At 68.6% G+C, this 13808-nt stretch carries 12 protein-coding genes; 4 read left to right on the forward strand and 8 right to left on the reverse strand.

What is annotated here, in order from left to right:
• Nucleotides 1-64: 64 nt before the first annotated feature.
• The gene (locus ACRSBM_RS37270) at nucleotides 65-1204 is read left to right on the forward strand and encodes an acyl-CoA dehydrogenase family protein (RefSeq protein ID WP_434451164.1); all 1140 of its coding nucleotides are present in this window, start codon (nucleotides 65-67) and stop codon (nucleotides 1202-1204) included.
• An 85-nt stretch (nucleotides 1205-1289) separates the two neighbouring features.
• Here ACRSBM_RS37270 and ACRSBM_RS37275 read toward each other — a convergent pair whose 3' ends face one another.
• From ACRSBM_RS37275 to ACRSBM_RS37285, 3 genes are all read right to left on the reverse strand, one after another.
• Nucleotides 1290-2696: a transposase gene (locus ACRSBM_RS37275; protein ID WP_434451167.1), complete on the reverse strand. Its 1407-nt coding sequence runs from the start codon at nucleotides 2694-2696 to the stop codon at nucleotides 1290-1292.
• 181 nt (nucleotides 2697-2877) lie between these two features.
• A complete protein-coding gene (locus ACRSBM_RS37280) occupies nucleotides 2878-4089 on the reverse strand; it encodes an amidohydrolase (protein ID WP_434451169.1) in 1212 nt (403 codons plus the stop codon).
• Between the two features lie 61 nt (nucleotides 4090-4150).
• A complete protein-coding gene (locus ACRSBM_RS37285; RefSeq protein ID WP_434451172.1) occupies nucleotides 4151-5041 on the reverse strand; it encodes an aldose 1-epimerase family protein in 891 nt (296 codons plus the stop codon).
• Nucleotides 5042-5079: 38 nt separating this feature from the next.
• Here ACRSBM_RS37285 and ACRSBM_RS37290 point away from each other — a divergent pair, with 38 nt between their 5' ends.
• Together ACRSBM_RS37290 and ACRSBM_RS37295 are read left to right on the forward strand one after the other, a co-directional pair.
• On the forward strand, nucleotides 5080-5856 hold the full coding sequence (locus tag ACRSBM_RS37290; RefSeq protein WP_434451174.1) for an MBL fold metallo-hydrolase: 777 nt from the start codon (nucleotides 5080-5082) through the stop codon (nucleotides 5854-5856).
• On the forward strand, nucleotides 5853-6569 hold the full coding sequence (locus tag ACRSBM_RS37295; protein ID WP_434451176.1) for an AAA family ATPase: 717 nt from the start codon (nucleotides 5853-5855) through the stop codon (nucleotides 6567-6569). Before ACRSBM_RS37290 ends, ACRSBM_RS37295 begins: the two co-directional genes overlap by 4 nt.
• Before the next feature lies 1 nt (nucleotide 6570).
• Here the strand turns inward: ACRSBM_RS37295 and ACRSBM_RS37300 are convergent, their stop codons facing one another.
• On the reverse strand, nucleotides 6571-7965 hold the full coding sequence (locus tag ACRSBM_RS37300) for an APC family permease (RefSeq protein WP_434451178.1): 1395 nt from the start codon (nucleotides 7963-7965) through the stop codon (nucleotides 6571-6573).
• An 80-nt stretch (nucleotides 7966-8045) separates the two neighbouring features.
• Here ACRSBM_RS37300 and ACRSBM_RS37305 point away from each other — a divergent pair, with 80 nt between their 5' ends.
• On the forward strand, nucleotides 8046-8837 hold the full coding sequence (locus ACRSBM_RS37305; RefSeq protein ID WP_434451181.1) for a hypothetical protein: 792 nt from the start codon (nucleotides 8046-8048) through the stop codon (nucleotides 8835-8837).
• Here the strand turns inward: ACRSBM_RS37305 and ACRSBM_RS37310 are convergent.
• The 4 genes from ACRSBM_RS37310 to ACRSBM_RS37325 all read right to left on the reverse strand — a co-directional run bounded on the left by ACRSBM_RS37310 (nucleotide 8824) and on the right by ACRSBM_RS37325 (nucleotide 13797).
• Nucleotides 8824-10029, reverse strand: a complete 1206-nt coding sequence (locus ACRSBM_RS37310; protein WP_434451184.1) for an MFS transporter — start codon at nucleotides 10027-10029, stop codon at nucleotides 8824-8826. The two genes, ACRSBM_RS37305 and ACRSBM_RS37310, sit on opposite strands and share 14 nt — an antisense overlap.
• Before the next feature lie 107 nt (nucleotides 10030-10136).
• Nucleotides 10137-12071: an asparagine synthase (glutamine-hydrolyzing) gene (gene asnB / locus ACRSBM_RS37315; protein ID WP_434451187.1), complete on the reverse strand. Its 1935-nt coding sequence runs from the start codon at nucleotides 12069-12071 to the stop codon at nucleotides 10137-10139.
• Nucleotides 12072-12283: 212 nt separating this feature from the next.
• Entirely contained in the window at nucleotides 12284-12940 is a 657-nt protein-coding gene (gene pdxH, locus ACRSBM_RS37320; protein ID WP_434451189.1) for a pyridoxamine 5'-phosphate oxidase, read from the reverse strand.
• A gap of 155 nt (nucleotides 12941-13095) precedes the next feature.
• Nucleotides 13096-13797 (reverse strand): urease accessory protein UreD, encoded by a 702-nt coding sequence (locus tag ACRSBM_RS37325; RefSeq protein ID WP_434451192.1) that lies wholly within the window; start codon nucleotides 13795-13797, stop codon nucleotides 13096-13098.
• Between the last annotated feature and the right edge of the window lie 11 nt (nucleotides 13798-13808).

Below are 13808 nucleotides of genomic sequence, written 5' to 3' on the forward strand. Positions count from 1 at the left end.
TCGCTGGCCGCTGTACTCCAGGACGTCCTACAGTACAGTTACCAGTACACACCGGAGGTCGACGATGCCCGCCGAGCGGCTGCTCCCCACCCAAGAGGCCGAGGACCTGATCGCGCTGGTCAAGGAGATCGCGCGAGACGAACTGAAGCCCCACGCCGCGGACGCCGAGGAGAACGAGAAGTTCCCCAGGGACGCGTTCCGCCTGCTGGGCAGGTCCGGTCTGCTGGGTCTCCCGTACGCCGAGGAGTTCGGCGGCGGCGAGCAGCCCTACGAGGTCTACCTCCAGGCGCTCGAGGAGATCGCCTCGGCGTGGATGACGGTCGCCGTCGGCCTCTCCGTGCACGTGATGTCCTGCTACGGCCTCGCCACCTTCGGCACCCGCGAGCAGCAGGACCGCTGGCTCCCCGAGATGCTCGAGGGCGAACTGCTGGGCGGCTACGCCCTGTCCGAGGTCCAGGCGGGCTCCGACCCGGCCGCCATGTCGACCCGAGCCGTCCGCCAGGGCTCCGAGTACGTCGTGAACGGCACCAAGGCGTGGATCACGCACGCCGGCGCCGCCGACTTCTACACCCTGATGGCCCGCACGTCCCCCGACGCGGGCCGGGGCATCTCCTGCTTCCTCGCCCCCGGCGAGACCGAGGGCCTCACCGCCGCCACGCCCGAGCGCAAGATGGGCCTCACCGGCTCCATCACCGCGCAACTCTCGTTCGACGACGTGCGCTTCGGCACCGACCGCCTGATCGGCAACGAGGGCGACGGCCTCAAGATCGCACTGTCCGCTTTGGACTCCGGCCGCCTCGGCATCGCCGCCTGCGCGGTGGGTCTGGCGCAAGCCGCGCTGGACGAAGCGGTCGCGTACGCCAAGACCCGCACCCAGTTCGGCCGCCCGATCATCGAGTTCCAGGGCCTCGAGTTCCTCCTGGCCGACATGGCCGCCGCGGTCGAGTCGGCCAGGGCGACGTACCTGCAGGCCGCCCGCCGCCGCGACCGCGGCCTCCCGTTCCGCCAGCAGGCGTCGATCGCCAAGCTCATCGCCACGGACGCGGCGATGAAGGTGACGACCGACGCCGTGCAGGTGCTGGGCGGTGCGGGCTACACCCGCGACTTCCCGGTGGAGCGCTACATGCGCGAGGCCAAGGTGTTGCAGATCTTCGAGGGCACCAACCAGATCCAGCGCCTCGTGATCGGCCGGGGCCTGCGCTAGAAGCCAGACTCCGCGAGACAACGTTGATGAGGGGAGCTTTCATAAACCTCAGGTTTATCTGGTGTTTTAACCTCAGGTGAGCTCTTTAGCGGGCCGTCGCGTCAGCGGCGGCTCGTTTCTTGTTGTGTGTCTTGGGTTTGGGTGAGCTGGGGTGTTTGCGGGTCACGGGGTGGCGGGGTGCGGGTGTGGAGGTGCGTCCGGGTGGGCGGCCGGGGCCGGGCTGGGAGGGTTTGCGGGACTTGGCCGGGGTGTCCAGCTCGGGCTGAAGTATCCGAAATCCGCGTTTGACCCGTAGCGGGGACATCAGGCCCGCGCGTTCCCAGGGCAGGCGGTGGTCTGCGACGAGGTCGCGGGCGGCGTGCAGGTGGGTGTAGGAGGCGGCGATCAGCCAGCTCCATCGTTCGGCCTGTTCGGGGGTGCGCAGCCTCGGTGCGGTCCAGCCGAGGTGCTGTTTGATGAACCGGAACAGGTGCTCGATGTGGAAGCGGCGCAGGTAGGCCCGCCAGAGCCGGTCCAGGTCGAACGAGCCGCCCGGTCCGGTCCAGAAAAGCCAGATCGGTTTCTCGTCCGGTGCCGCGGAGTGGATGCGGATCACGCTGCCGCGCACGATCTCCCGTGCCTTGCCTGGGTGCGGGGTCCGGCCGGGTTCGTCGAGTTTCTTGGAGTGCCGCGGGTGCAGGCCGTGCCAGGCCAGTACCGACAGCTCGTGCCGGCGGCCCCGGTCCGGCCGGGGTGGCACGATCCTGATCTCGTCGGGCTCGGGCCAGCTGGCCATCTCCGGCAGTTTCATCGCCGGTCCGTGCACCGGCGGCCGGCCGCGAGCCCCGGCCCGGCGCGGGGGCGGGTCGGTGCGCATCACCGAGTCCGACCGCACCCGGATCAGCATCTGCACCGGCAGTCCGGCCAGCTGCCGGCCGATCCAGGACGCACTGTAGTCACCGTCCAGACACACCACCGGCACGTGCGGCCGGTCGGCGGGCAACCGGTCGAGCAGGGACCTGATCTGGGTCACCGCGACCGCGTGATGGTTGTCATCGGGGCCGATCCGGGCCAGGTCGACCGGCGGCGCCCACGACGAGTGCTCGCTGTTGGTGGCGGCCAGCCACTGAAACCACCAGCCCTCGGTCACCGGTGCCCGCCGGTCACGCCGGTCCTTGGCCGCGTCGTAGTTCAGCGTCCGGCCAGGGCTGGTGACCGCGCCTGGACGGGGCCACTGCGAACAGTCCAGCGCGAACACCAGCGGATCGGCCACGTCCGCGGAGCCGATCACCAGCCGGGTCAACGTCCGCGCGAGCCCCTGGGTGTCGACCCGGCCATCCTTCAACGCCTTGTAGACGCTGCCGTGCCCGCGTCGCAGCGGCGTCTCCAACGTCAGCCACGGCACCGACGACGGCCGCTGCGGACTCACCAGCAACGCGTCCACCAGCTCGAACAACGTGTCCCGCCACGCGCCGAAACAGTCATAGAGCTCGCGCCGGAACCGTTGCAGCACCCGGACTTGGGCACTCAGACCTTGATCAGGCACACTAGGAGACACGGCCACCACTTGTCATGATCGAGTTCTTTGGACGGAACCCGAAGATGATCAAGCGGTGGCCGTGCCTATGTCAAAGATCAGGAGCCTCCTGGTTAAAACACCAGGTTTATGAAAGCTCCCCTCATCAACCTCACTGCTACACGGTCTCGCGGTAGAAGGGGTCGGCCACGACCCCTTCCCCCTTCCGCTCGTCGAACGTGTAAACCTCACGCCCCTCCACGTAAACGTGCAACGCCCGGCTCATCACGTCCAGCGGATCCCCGGACCAGATCACCACGTCGCCGTCCAGCCCCGGCTTCAACGCCCCGACCCGATCGTCCAGCCCCATGATCCGCGCCGGGTTCGTCGTGATCGACCGCAGCGCCACGTCGCTGTCCAGCCCTTCCTTCACCGCCAGCGTGGCCTGGTGCACCAGGAAGTGGATCGGCACCACGGGATGGTCGGTCGTGATCGCCAGCTCGACGCCGGCCCGCGCCAGGATGCCGGGGTTGCGCAGCCCCCGGTTCCGCAGCTCCACTTTGGACCGGGTCGTGAACAACGGCCCGATGATCACCGGAATCTGTTTCTCCGCAATGACATCCGCGATCAGGTGCCCCTCGGTACCGTGGTTGAGGATCAGCCGGTACCCGAACTCGTCGGCCAGCCGGATGGCCGTCGCGATGTCGTCCGCCCGGTGGGCGTGCTGACACCACGGCAGCTCACCCTGCAGGACCTTCCCGAGGATCTCCAGCGTGCCGTTGCGGTCGAAGGCCTTCCCGTCCTTCTCCGCCTCTGCCTTGCGCGCCAGGTAGTCCTGCGCCTTGGTCAGCTCGTCGCGGATGACCGCCGCGACGCCCTGCCGCGTCGACGGCAGCTTGCCCTTGTCGCCGTACACGCGCTTCGGATTCTCGCCCAGCGCGCTCTTGACGCTGACCGGCTCCTTCACGAGCATCTCGTCGACGGTGCGTCCCCAGCACTTCACCGCGACCGTCTGGCCGCCGATGGGGTTGCCGGATCCCGGCTTGATCACCGCGGTGGTCACGCCGCCGCTGAGTGCGTCGGCGAAGCCGAGGTCGGCGGGGTTGATCGCGTCCAGCGCGCGCATCCTGGCGCCGACGGGATCGGTCATCTCGTTGGTGTCCTGGCCGGCCCAGCCCTCGGCCTCCTCGTGGACGCCGATGTGCCCGTGCGCCTCGACGAAGCCGGGCAGCACCCAGGCACCGTCCGCGTCTACGACCTCGATCCCGTCCGGGATGTCGACGTCAGCGCCTACCGCGACGATCTTCCCGTCCTGGATCAGGACGGTGCCGCCTTCGACGGGGTCGCCGTCGACCGGCACGACGTAGCCCCCGGTGATCGCGATGTTCATGGTTAGCAACGCTAACGGTTCCGGCACGCATCGGCCAGCCCCAGAAGGCAACCGGGGAACGCTACGAAGCCAACGGCCGGATCCCCCACCGTCCGCCCCAGGACTTCCCCGGCGCGACCCAGACCAGGTCGACGCCGGAGTTCAACGCGTCCGGCGGACAGGTCATCGGCTCCACGGCCACCGCCCGCCCCCGTCCGGGATAGGAATCGGGCGTGTAGACCTGAACCCACCGGAACACCGGGTCGGCCCACACCTCGACGCCGCCCTCGGACGACGTCAACGTGTGGTGCACCAACCCGTCCGCGGCCGGCTCGCACCCGCCGAACGGTGTGTCCAGCCGTACCCCGTCCAACGGCCGCCCACCGCGGAAGTCGTACTCGGTGCCCTCCACCGGTACGGCCGGGCCGGACGGCACCATCCGCTCGACGTCCAGCGGCAGCACCGTCGTGGCGGCCAACGTCAAAGTGCACGAATCGGTCTTAGCGTTCCCGGCCCGCGGGTACGGATGCGTTCCCACCCCGAACGGCGTGGCGACGTTCCCGACGTTCTTGATCCCGTGGGTCACGGTCAGCCCGCGATCGTCCAGCGCGTAGGACACGGTGACCCGCAAAGCGGCGGGCCAACCGGCCTGCGGCTCCACGGTCGCGACCAGCGACACCAACGATCCGGTGTGCTCCAGCACGTCCCAGGGCCGCCGGCGCAGCAACCCGTGGATCGCGTTGCCGCGGGCGGGCTCGGTCACGTCGAGCTGCTGCCGGACCCCGTCCAGCACCCAGGAGGCCCCGGCGGTCCGGTTCGGCCAGGGCACCAGCACGGCACCGGCGCTCATCGGCGGTTTCTCGTCGGCGCCGAATGTCTCCACATACGGGACGCCATCCACCTCGAAGGACCGCAGACCCGCGCCTACAGTCGTGATCACGGCGGTGGCACCCTCGTACGAGATCCCCAACATGAGGCTGAAGCCTACGGGGCCAGCGGAAGGATTCGCCCATGAAGGTTCACCACCTCAACTGCGCCACGATGCGGCCGCCCCTGGTCGCGGGCGGGCTCGTGGCCCACTGCCTGCTCATCGAGACCGACCAGGGCCTCGTCCTGGTCGACACCGGGTTCGGCACGCACGAGGTGAGCGACCCGAAGGCCACCATCGACCCGCTGAGCCGCACGCTGCTCAAGCCCGCGCTCGACATCAACGAGACGGCGATCAGCCAGGTCGAGAGGCGCGGCCACGCGGCCGAGGACGTCCGGCACATCCTGCTCACCCACCTCGACCTGGACCACGCGGGCGGGCTGCGGGACTTCCCGAACGCCACCGTGCACGTGCTCGACACCGAACTGGAGGCGGCGACGAACCCGAAGTCCGCCAAGGAACGGGCGCGGTACCCGAAGGCGCAGCGCGACGGCGTCACCTTCCGGACCCACACGGCGCAGGGCGAGGACTGGTTCGGGTTCCAGGCCGTGCGGGACGTCCCCGGACTGCCGGCCGACATCCTGATGGTGCCGCTGATCGGCCACACCCGCGGCCACACGGGCATCGCGGTCAAGGGGAACGACGGCTGGCTGCTGCACGCGGGCGACGCCTACTTCTACCGCGGCGAGGTCGAGACGCCGCCGAGCAACATCTTCGCGCTGAAGCTCACCGCCAAGCAGACCGAGACGATCCGCGAGCAGCGTCTGTCCAATGTGGAACGCCTCAAGGAGTTGAAGGCACAGGGAGAGGTCGAGGTGTTCTGCGCCCACGACCCGGTCGAGCTGGCCAGGCTCGCGTGACGTTCGTCCGCCAGGTCCGCCTCGACGGGCAGCACGACACGCACCGCTACCCGTTCACGCTCCCGGTCGTCCAGCACCTGATCAAGCACCCACTGGAGCTCAGGACCCCGATCACGTTCCTCACCGGCGACAACGGTGCGGGCAAGTCCACGCTGGTCGAGGCGATCGCGGTGGCGGCCGGGTTCAACGCGGAGGGCGGCACGCAGTCGTTCCGCTTCGCGACGAAGGCGACCGAGTCGTCGCTCGGCGACTACCTGACGATCAGCTGGGGCACCAGGAAACCCCGCACGGGGTTCTTCCTGCGCGCCGAGTCGTTCTACAACGTCATCACCGAGATCGACCGGATCGGCCAGGGCATTCACGCGTCGTACGGCGGGAAGTCGTTGCACGAGAGGTCACATGGCGAGAGCTTCATCGACCTGATGACGCACCGGTTCGGCGGCAGAGGCCTTTACGTCCTGGACGAACCGGAGGCCGCGCTGTCCGTCAAAGGCTGCCTCACGGTGCTGCGGCGCATGCACGAACTCGTCGGGGAGGGCTCGCAGTTCATCATCGCGACGCACTCGCCGATCCTGCTCGCGGCACCGGGCGCGACCATCCTGGAGATCGGCGACACGATCGACGAGGTCTCCTACGACACAGCGGAACCGGTCGCGCTCACCCGCAACTTCCTGGGTGAGCCCGACCGGTTCCTGAGGCACCTGCTGGACTGAGCTACTTGCCGAGGTTCTCCGGGTGGATCTCCACCTTGCCGTGCAGCATGCGGTTGATGCCCCAGAGCACCAGGCCGGCGAGCAGCAGCCAGCCCGCGATCTTGTAGTCGTCCCACGGGCGGCCGGAGAGCACCGGCATCGCGAGGTACCCGCACGTGATCGCGCCGAGGACCGGAGCCCACGTGGGGGCGCGGAAGTGCTGGTGCTCGGACTTCTCGCGGCGCAGCACGAGGCACGCGATGTTGACGATGGTGAAGACGACCAGCAGCAGCAACGAGGTCGTGCCGCCGAGCTTGCCGATGTCCGCGGTGGACACCAGGATCACCGCGACGCCGGTCGTGAAGACGATCGAGATCCACGGAGTGCGGCGGAACGGGTGCACGGTGCCGAAGAACTTCGGGATGATCTTCTCGTTCGCCATGCCGTACAACAGGCGCGACGCCATCAGCATGTTGATCAGCGCCGAGTTGATGACGGCCAGCAGGCCGATCAACGCGAAGATCCACAGCGGGAAGCCCGGCGCGCCGACGGTGACGACCCTCAGCAACGCGCTGCTGCCGGCCTTCGCGAGCTCCTCGGACGGGATCAGCAACGACGACGTGATCGCGACCAGCACGTAGATCAGCGCCGCGATGCCCATGCCCCACAGCATCGCGCGCGGGAAGATCTTGACCGGGTTGCGGCACTCCTCCGCCATGTTCACCGAGTCCTCGAAGCCGACCATCGCGAAGAACGCGAGCGCCGTGGCCGAGGTGACGGCGAGCATCACGGTGCTGCCGGACGGGACGTGGATCTCGGTGAGCCTGCCGGGCTCGCCGTCACCGTTGATGACCGCCCAGGCGCCGATCAGGATGATGATGACCAGGCCGGACAGCTCGATGCAGGTCAGCACCACGTTGGCCTTGACCGACTCCGAGACGCCGCGGAAGTTGATGACCGCCAGCGCCGCGATGAACACGATCGCGATACCGGTGATCACGAGCGACTCCGGGCTGAGCGCGACGTCGAAGAACTCGACGAGCAGCTGCCTGAGGTACGTGCGGCCGAACGCGAGCGCCGCCGACGAGGCCGACGTGATGCCGGAGCACATGACCGCGAACGCGACCATGAACGTCAGGAAGTGGATCTTGAACGCTCTGTTCGTGTACAGCGCCGCACCGGCGGCCCTGGGATACTTGCCGACGAGCTCGAGATAGCTGAACGCGGTCAGGAACGCCACCACGAACGCGAGCAGGAAGGGCAGCCAGAGCGCGCCGCCGATCTTGCCGGCCACGTTGCCGGTGAGAGCGTAGATGCCGGTCCCGAGGATGTCGCCGACGACGAAGAACAGCAGCAGCTTCGGGCCGATGGCCCGATGTAGCTCTGGTTGCTCCGTTTGTGGAGTCGCTTCAGCCATGCCCGAGGATTCTGCCCGCCTCGCCTGGCCACCAGCACCAACGGACGCCCACCTCACCCAATTGGTGTAACAATCGCACGATGAGACTCGCGGCGTCCGCGATCATCGCCACGCTGGCGCTGACCGCCTGCTCCTCGTCCGAACCCGCGAGCGAGAACACCGCCCAGCACCGGGACGTGAAGAGCCTGGTGGCCGCGGTGACCAAGTCGGTCAACGAGAAGAAGACCTACCGCTTCTCCATCGCGCCACCACCCACGGGCGGCGGTGTCCGGGCGCCCTCCAGCGGCAGCGTGCGGCTGGGCGGCGAAGTGGCGAGCATGGACGCGACCACGACCCGTCCCGTGCAGACGGGCGGCGAGGCGGTGGAGCTGCGGCTGCTCTCGACCACAAAGGACAGTGCGTTCGTGAAGCTCCCCGCGGACGTCTTCGGGCTTCCCGCCGACAAGCCGTGGTTGCTGCTGGACCGCAGGGTCGACGACGACTTCACCACCACGTTGCTCGGTTTCCACGACGTGGTCTACCAGCAGGCCGTCTTCACGTCGTACCACCTGCCGGTGATCGAGGCGGGTGGTGAGCTCAGGCTGACCGCGCAGGTCGGCGGCCACACCCGCTACTCGATCTCGATCGACTACCGGAAGGCCTACGACACCCTGACCGACGAGGGCCTGCGCACCGAGGTGAAGCTCGCGCTCGACCAGCAGATCGCCGGCTCGACCGGCGAGGTCGAACTGGACGGCGCGGGCCTGCCGGTCCGCATCACGATCTCCACCGCGTTCCGGGGCGGGGAGGTCGTCGACGAGGCCCGCTTCTCCGACTGGGGCGGCGACGTGCGGATCACCGAGCCGGACCCGGCCGAGATCAGCTCGCGCTGAACCGGTAGCGCCAGATCGCCGGCAGGAACGCCACCATGACGGCGGTCGCCACGACCACCAGCAGGCCACCGACCGACACGGCCGCCGCGGTGCCGAACGCCGCGCCACCCGTGCCGTGCAGCAGGTCCGCGATGCGCGGCCCGCCCGCCACGACGACGATGAAGACGCCCTGCATCCGCCCGCGCATCTCGTCCGTCGCCGCCGACTGCAGGATGGCGCCGCGGAAGGCCATCGACACCATGTCCGCCGCGCCAGCCAGCGCGAGGAACGCCGCCGCGACCCACAGCGATCCGGCGAGGCCGAAGCCCATGATCGCGAGACCCCAGCCCACCACGGCGAGCGTCACCGCGACACCGTGCCTGCTGACGTTGGCGATCCACCCGGACGTGAGGCCGCACAGCACCGCGCCGACCGGGATCGCCGCGAACAGCACTCCCAGCGCGAACCCGCCGCCGGGCGGGTCGCCGAACGTGTGCTGGGCCATCTCCGGGAACAACGCCCGCGGCATGCCGAACACCATCGCGATGATGTCGAGCACCATGCTCGCCAGCAGCACCTTCTGCGCCCACAGGTAGACGAACCCGTCCAGCACGTCCCTGAGCCCGGCTCGCCGCACCACCCCGTCCAGCGGAGGCATCGGCGGCAGCTTCCAGACCGCGTAGACGGCGGCCACCAGCGCGATGGCGTCCACCAGGTACAGCGTCGACAGCCCGACGACCGGCATGAACGCACCCGCGAGCAACGGCCCGAGCACCGCGCCGAACTGCATGACCGTCGACCCCAGCGCGCTGGCCGACGGCAGCAGTTCCGCCGGCACCAGCCGGGCGATCGACGCCGACCGCGCGGGCGCGTTGGCCGCGAAGAACACTTGCTGCAACCCGAGCAGCGCGATGACCAGCCACACCGAGCCGACGTTCATCGCCGCCTGCACCCACAGCAGCACCGACGAGACCGCGATGCCGGCGTTCGTGACGAGCAGCAGCTTGCGGCGGTCGACGGTGTCCGCGATGGCGCCGCCCCACAGCCCGAAGACCAGCAGCGGAACCAGCGCGACACCGGCGGCGATGCCGACCCACGCCGACGACCCGGTGAGGTCGTAGACCTGCTTGGGCACGGCGACGGCGGTGAGCTGGGAGCCCACCGCCGTGATGATCGTGGAGAGCCACAGCCGTCGATAAGCGACGATCTTCAACGGTCGAGTGTCGATCACGAACGTCGAGCGCGCGCTTCTCCCCACAGTGGCCACTTCGTTAGCCTATGACAACTAACAAGCCATTTACGTGGGGCCTAGGCCACTCGTCAGAGGCGCACCGGGTACACCGGCTCGGGCACCTTCGGGCTGATCCGGCCCTCGACGAAGATCCCGTGCCAGATCATGAAGCACAGCACCGACCACAGCTGCCGGCTGCGGTCGAACTGCTCCGACCTGTGCTCGGCCAGCAGGTCCAGCACCGCGTTCTTGTCGAGCAGGTGCCCGGTCTGCGAGTCGGCGATGATCCCGCGCGCCCAGTCGTACATCTCGGCCCGCAGCCAGTGCCGGATCGGCACCGGGAAGCCCAGCTTGGGCCGGTTCAGCACGTGCGCCGGGATGATCTTCGCCAACGCCTTGCGCAGCGCGTACTTGGTCGTGCCCTCGGTGAGCTTCTGGCCGAGCGGCACCTCGGCGGCGACCTTGAACACCTCGGGGTCGAGGAACGGCACCCGCAGCTCGATCGAGTTCGCCATGGTCACCTTGTCGGCCTTGACGAGGATGTCGCCGCGCAGCCACGTGTACAGGTCGATGTGCTGCATGCGCGCGACCGGGTCCCAGTCCTCCGACTCGCGGTACCAGGGCGCCGTGACGTCCTTGAAGCCGACGCCCTCGACGTAGCCGGGGAACACCGCCCGCACCTGCGCGTCGCTGAAGTTGCGCGCGTTGCCGTAGTAGCGCTCCTCGAGCTTGAGCGACCCGCGCCGCAGCAAATCCTTGCCGCGCACACCCTCCGGGATGCTCTTCGACACCGCGCCCATCAGCTTGCGCACGCTGCCCGGCACCTTCTCGAAGGGCGACAACGACAGCGGCTCGTGGTAGATCACGTACCCGCCGAACAGCTCGTCCGCGCCCTCGCCGGACAACACGGCCTTGACGTACTTACGCGCTTCCTTCGCGATGAAGTACAACGGCACCAACGCCGGGTCCGCCACCGGGTCGTCGAGGTACCAGAGGATGAGCGGCAGCTCCTCCATCATCTCGTCCGGCGACACCGTCCGGACGACGTGCCGCACCCCGATGGCCGCCGCCGTCTCCGCGGCCACGTCCACCTCCGAGTACCCCTCGCGGTCGAACCCGCTGGTGAACGCGATGAGGTTCGGGTTGTGCAGCTTGGCCAGCGTCGCGGTGGCCGTGGAGTCGATACCGCCCGACAGGAACGCGCCGACCGTGACGTCCGGGTCGGAGATCATGTGCTTGGCCACCGAGTCACGCATGACCTCGGCGATCCGCTCGTGCAGCGCCTCGGCCTCGTGCGGCCCGTTCACCGGCCGCGGCGAGAACACCGGCTTGAAGTACCGGTTGAACAGCACCTGCCCACCGGGGCTCACCTTGAACGACGTGCCGGACTCGACGCGCCTGATGGCCTTGTGCAGCGACTCGGGCTCCGGCACGTACTGCAGCACCAGGTAGTGCTGCAACGCCGTCTGGTCCAGCTCCTGGCTGATGCCGAGCACCCCGGTCAGCTGCAGCAGACTCTTCTTCTCCGACGAGAACCCGACCCCGCCCGGCCCGGTGGCCCAGTACAGCGGCTTGATCCCGAACGGGTCCCGCGCTCCGAAGACCACTCGCTCCTGCGCGTCCCAGATCATGAACGCGAACATGCCGCGGAGCTTCTTGACCCAGTCGGCACCGTGGTAGTGGTACCCGGCGACGATCGACTCGCCGTCGCCCTCCGTCTTGAACTGGGCGCCGAAGTGCATGGCCAGCTCGGCCCGCAGCTCCTTGTAGTTGTAGATCTCGCCGTTGAAGTTCAGCGTGTACCGGGTCGGGTTCTCCGGCGGCCCCCACACCAGCGGCTGGTGGCTGTGGTCGAGGTCGATGAACCCGAGCCGGTTGAACCCGTAGACGACCTCGGCGTCGGCCCAGGTGTCCTGCTCGTCGGGACCACGGTGCCGCTGGCAGCGCAGTGCTGCGGCCACAGAACTCCGCGCCGAGGCCGCGGCGGCTTCGGTGGAACAGATGAGTCCGAGCACTCCGCACACGTGAAATCGCACCTCGTCGTTCGCTGTTGCTGAAATCCCAGTATGCCGAAGCTGGGTCGGCACACTCCCGCCACCCGAAGGACGCCCGGGCACCGGGCCGGGTTCCGAGCCCGGCGGTAAGTCGCAGCACAGCAAAAGGGGCGCCTCCCGCCCACAGGAAGCGCCCCATCGCGAAAGCTTCAGTTTCGCAGGGCCACACCGGCCCCGAGGTTCTACGGTGCTACTCGCTCCGAGCCCCAGCCGTCCCGCCCGAGCCGGAAGCGCAACCGGTCGTGCATCCGGTCCCGCCGTCCCTGCCAGAACTCGACCTCCTCGGGCCGGATCCGCCACCCGCCCCAGTGCGGCGGCACGGGGATCTTCTCGGTGTCCGCGAACTGCCGCTCGATCTTGTGCAGCGCGGACTCCAGGGTGGACCGGCCGCTGACCACGCGGGACTGCGGCGAGGCCCAGGCCCCGATCTGCGACCCGCGAGGCCGCGAGTTCCAGTACTCCGCGGTCTCCGCGGACCCGACCTTCTCGACGGTTCCGCGGACGTGCGCCTGCCGCTGCATCGCGAACCACGGGAAGGTCGCCGACGCGTAGCGGGTGGCCATCAGGTCGTGCGACTTGTTCGACGTGTAGTTGGTGAAGAACACCAGCCCACGGGCATCCAGGCCCTTCGCCAGCACCGTGCGCGACGACGGGCGGCCCTTGGTGTCGGTGGTCGCGAGCACCATCGCGTTGGGCTCGGGCAGGCCGGCTCCGGCGGCCTGGTCCAGCCACAGCTGGAGCTGTTCGTGCCAGGTGGCGGCAAGCTCCGACTCGCTGAGCGAGCCCTGCTCGTAGGACACGCGCATCGCCGGTAGTGCGATGTTCGTGGTCTCCGTCATCGGCGAACCTCCAAGCGGCGGCAGAACTCGTGGTCCCTGGACCCGCGACCATACGCACGGGGACCCGATCCCGAAACCGCCTGCGCGGTGATGACCACCACCTGAACGGTGACTGTCCGTACAAAGAACAGTTCTGGATCGAGTCCGGGATCGAGTCAGATGGCGTCGAGCACAGTTGTGACGGCGACCACGTCATCACCCAATGCGGTGACAAGGGTTCCGCCTGCTGCCAACGGAACGGCACTCCACCACTCACCGCCGTCACGAGCTCGCGTCACCGAGTCGAGAACCATTTCAGTGCCAACGACGCGTTTCCCCGCCAAGCCGGCGGAAGACCCGTCGACCGAGCTGTCACCCACCACGAGCTGTTGGTGCAACACCGGCCTCCCGCAACGGGTTGCGCGCACCGACGTGGACAGCGAGCCGGGCGTTTCGCCGGTGCGGCCGAGCACGAGCACCTCCCGCGTTCGCAACTCTGCGTGACTGTCCAATTCGGCCACCACCACTGCCGCGTGGCGCGCGCGGCTCGTCACGACTGTCGGTTCCGGCAGGTAGCGGACGGATCCCTCCACCACGAACCGAACTTCGGACGACGACGCCGCTCCGGACGAACCGGGCAGCAGCAAGGTCGCCGCCACGCCACGAAGGTCCAGCGACGCTCCAGGACCGACCTCGACCGTCAACGACAACGAGTCGCCGCCCAACGGGGCCGTCACCGACGACACGAGGTGCACCAGCGCAACAGGCCCCACGCGTCGGTGCGGCACCAACGTCAACGGCGACTGCGAACGCAGGACCCGCACGACGCTGTTGCCGTGCGAGTCCACCGTGACGACCAACCGCGCTGAAGCCTTCATCGGGGAGCCTT

The organism is Lentzea xerophila (genome assembly GCF_051094245.1).
Lineage (GTDB): Bacteria > Actinomycetota > Actinomycetes > Mycobacteriales > Pseudonocardiaceae > Lentzea > Lentzea xerophila.

Coding starts and splice junctions, on each gene's coding strand:
- ACRSBM_RS37285 (WP_434451172.1), bottom strand. CDS start 5,041: ATGTTGGGGATCTCGTACGAGGGTGCCACCGCCGTGATCACGACTGTA.
- ACRSBM_RS37305 (WP_434451181.1), top strand. CDS start 8,046: ATGAGACTCGCGGCGTCCGCGATCATCGCCACGCTGGCGCTGACCGCC.
- pdxH (WP_434451189.1), bottom strand. CDS start 12,940: ATGACGGAGACCACGAACATCGCACTACCGGCGATGCGCGTGTCCTAC.
- ACRSBM_RS37280 (WP_434451169.1), bottom strand. CDS start 4,089: ATGAACATCGCGATCACCGGGGGCTACGTCGTGCCGGTCGACGGCGAC.
- ACRSBM_RS37290 (WP_434451174.1), top strand. CDS start 5,080: ATGAAGGTTCACCACCTCAACTGCGCCACGATGCGGCCGCCCCTGGTC.
- ACRSBM_RS37325 (WP_434451192.1), bottom strand. CDS start 13,797: ATGAAGGCTTCAGCGCGGTTGGTCGTCACGGTGGACTCGCACGGCAAC.
- ACRSBM_RS37270 (WP_434451164.1), top strand. CDS start 65: ATGCCCGCCGAGCGGCTGCTCCCCACCCAAGAGGCCGAGGACCTGATC.
- ACRSBM_RS37300 (WP_434451178.1), bottom strand. CDS start 7,965: ATGGCTGAAGCGACTCCACAAACGGAGCAACCAGAGCTACATCGGGCC.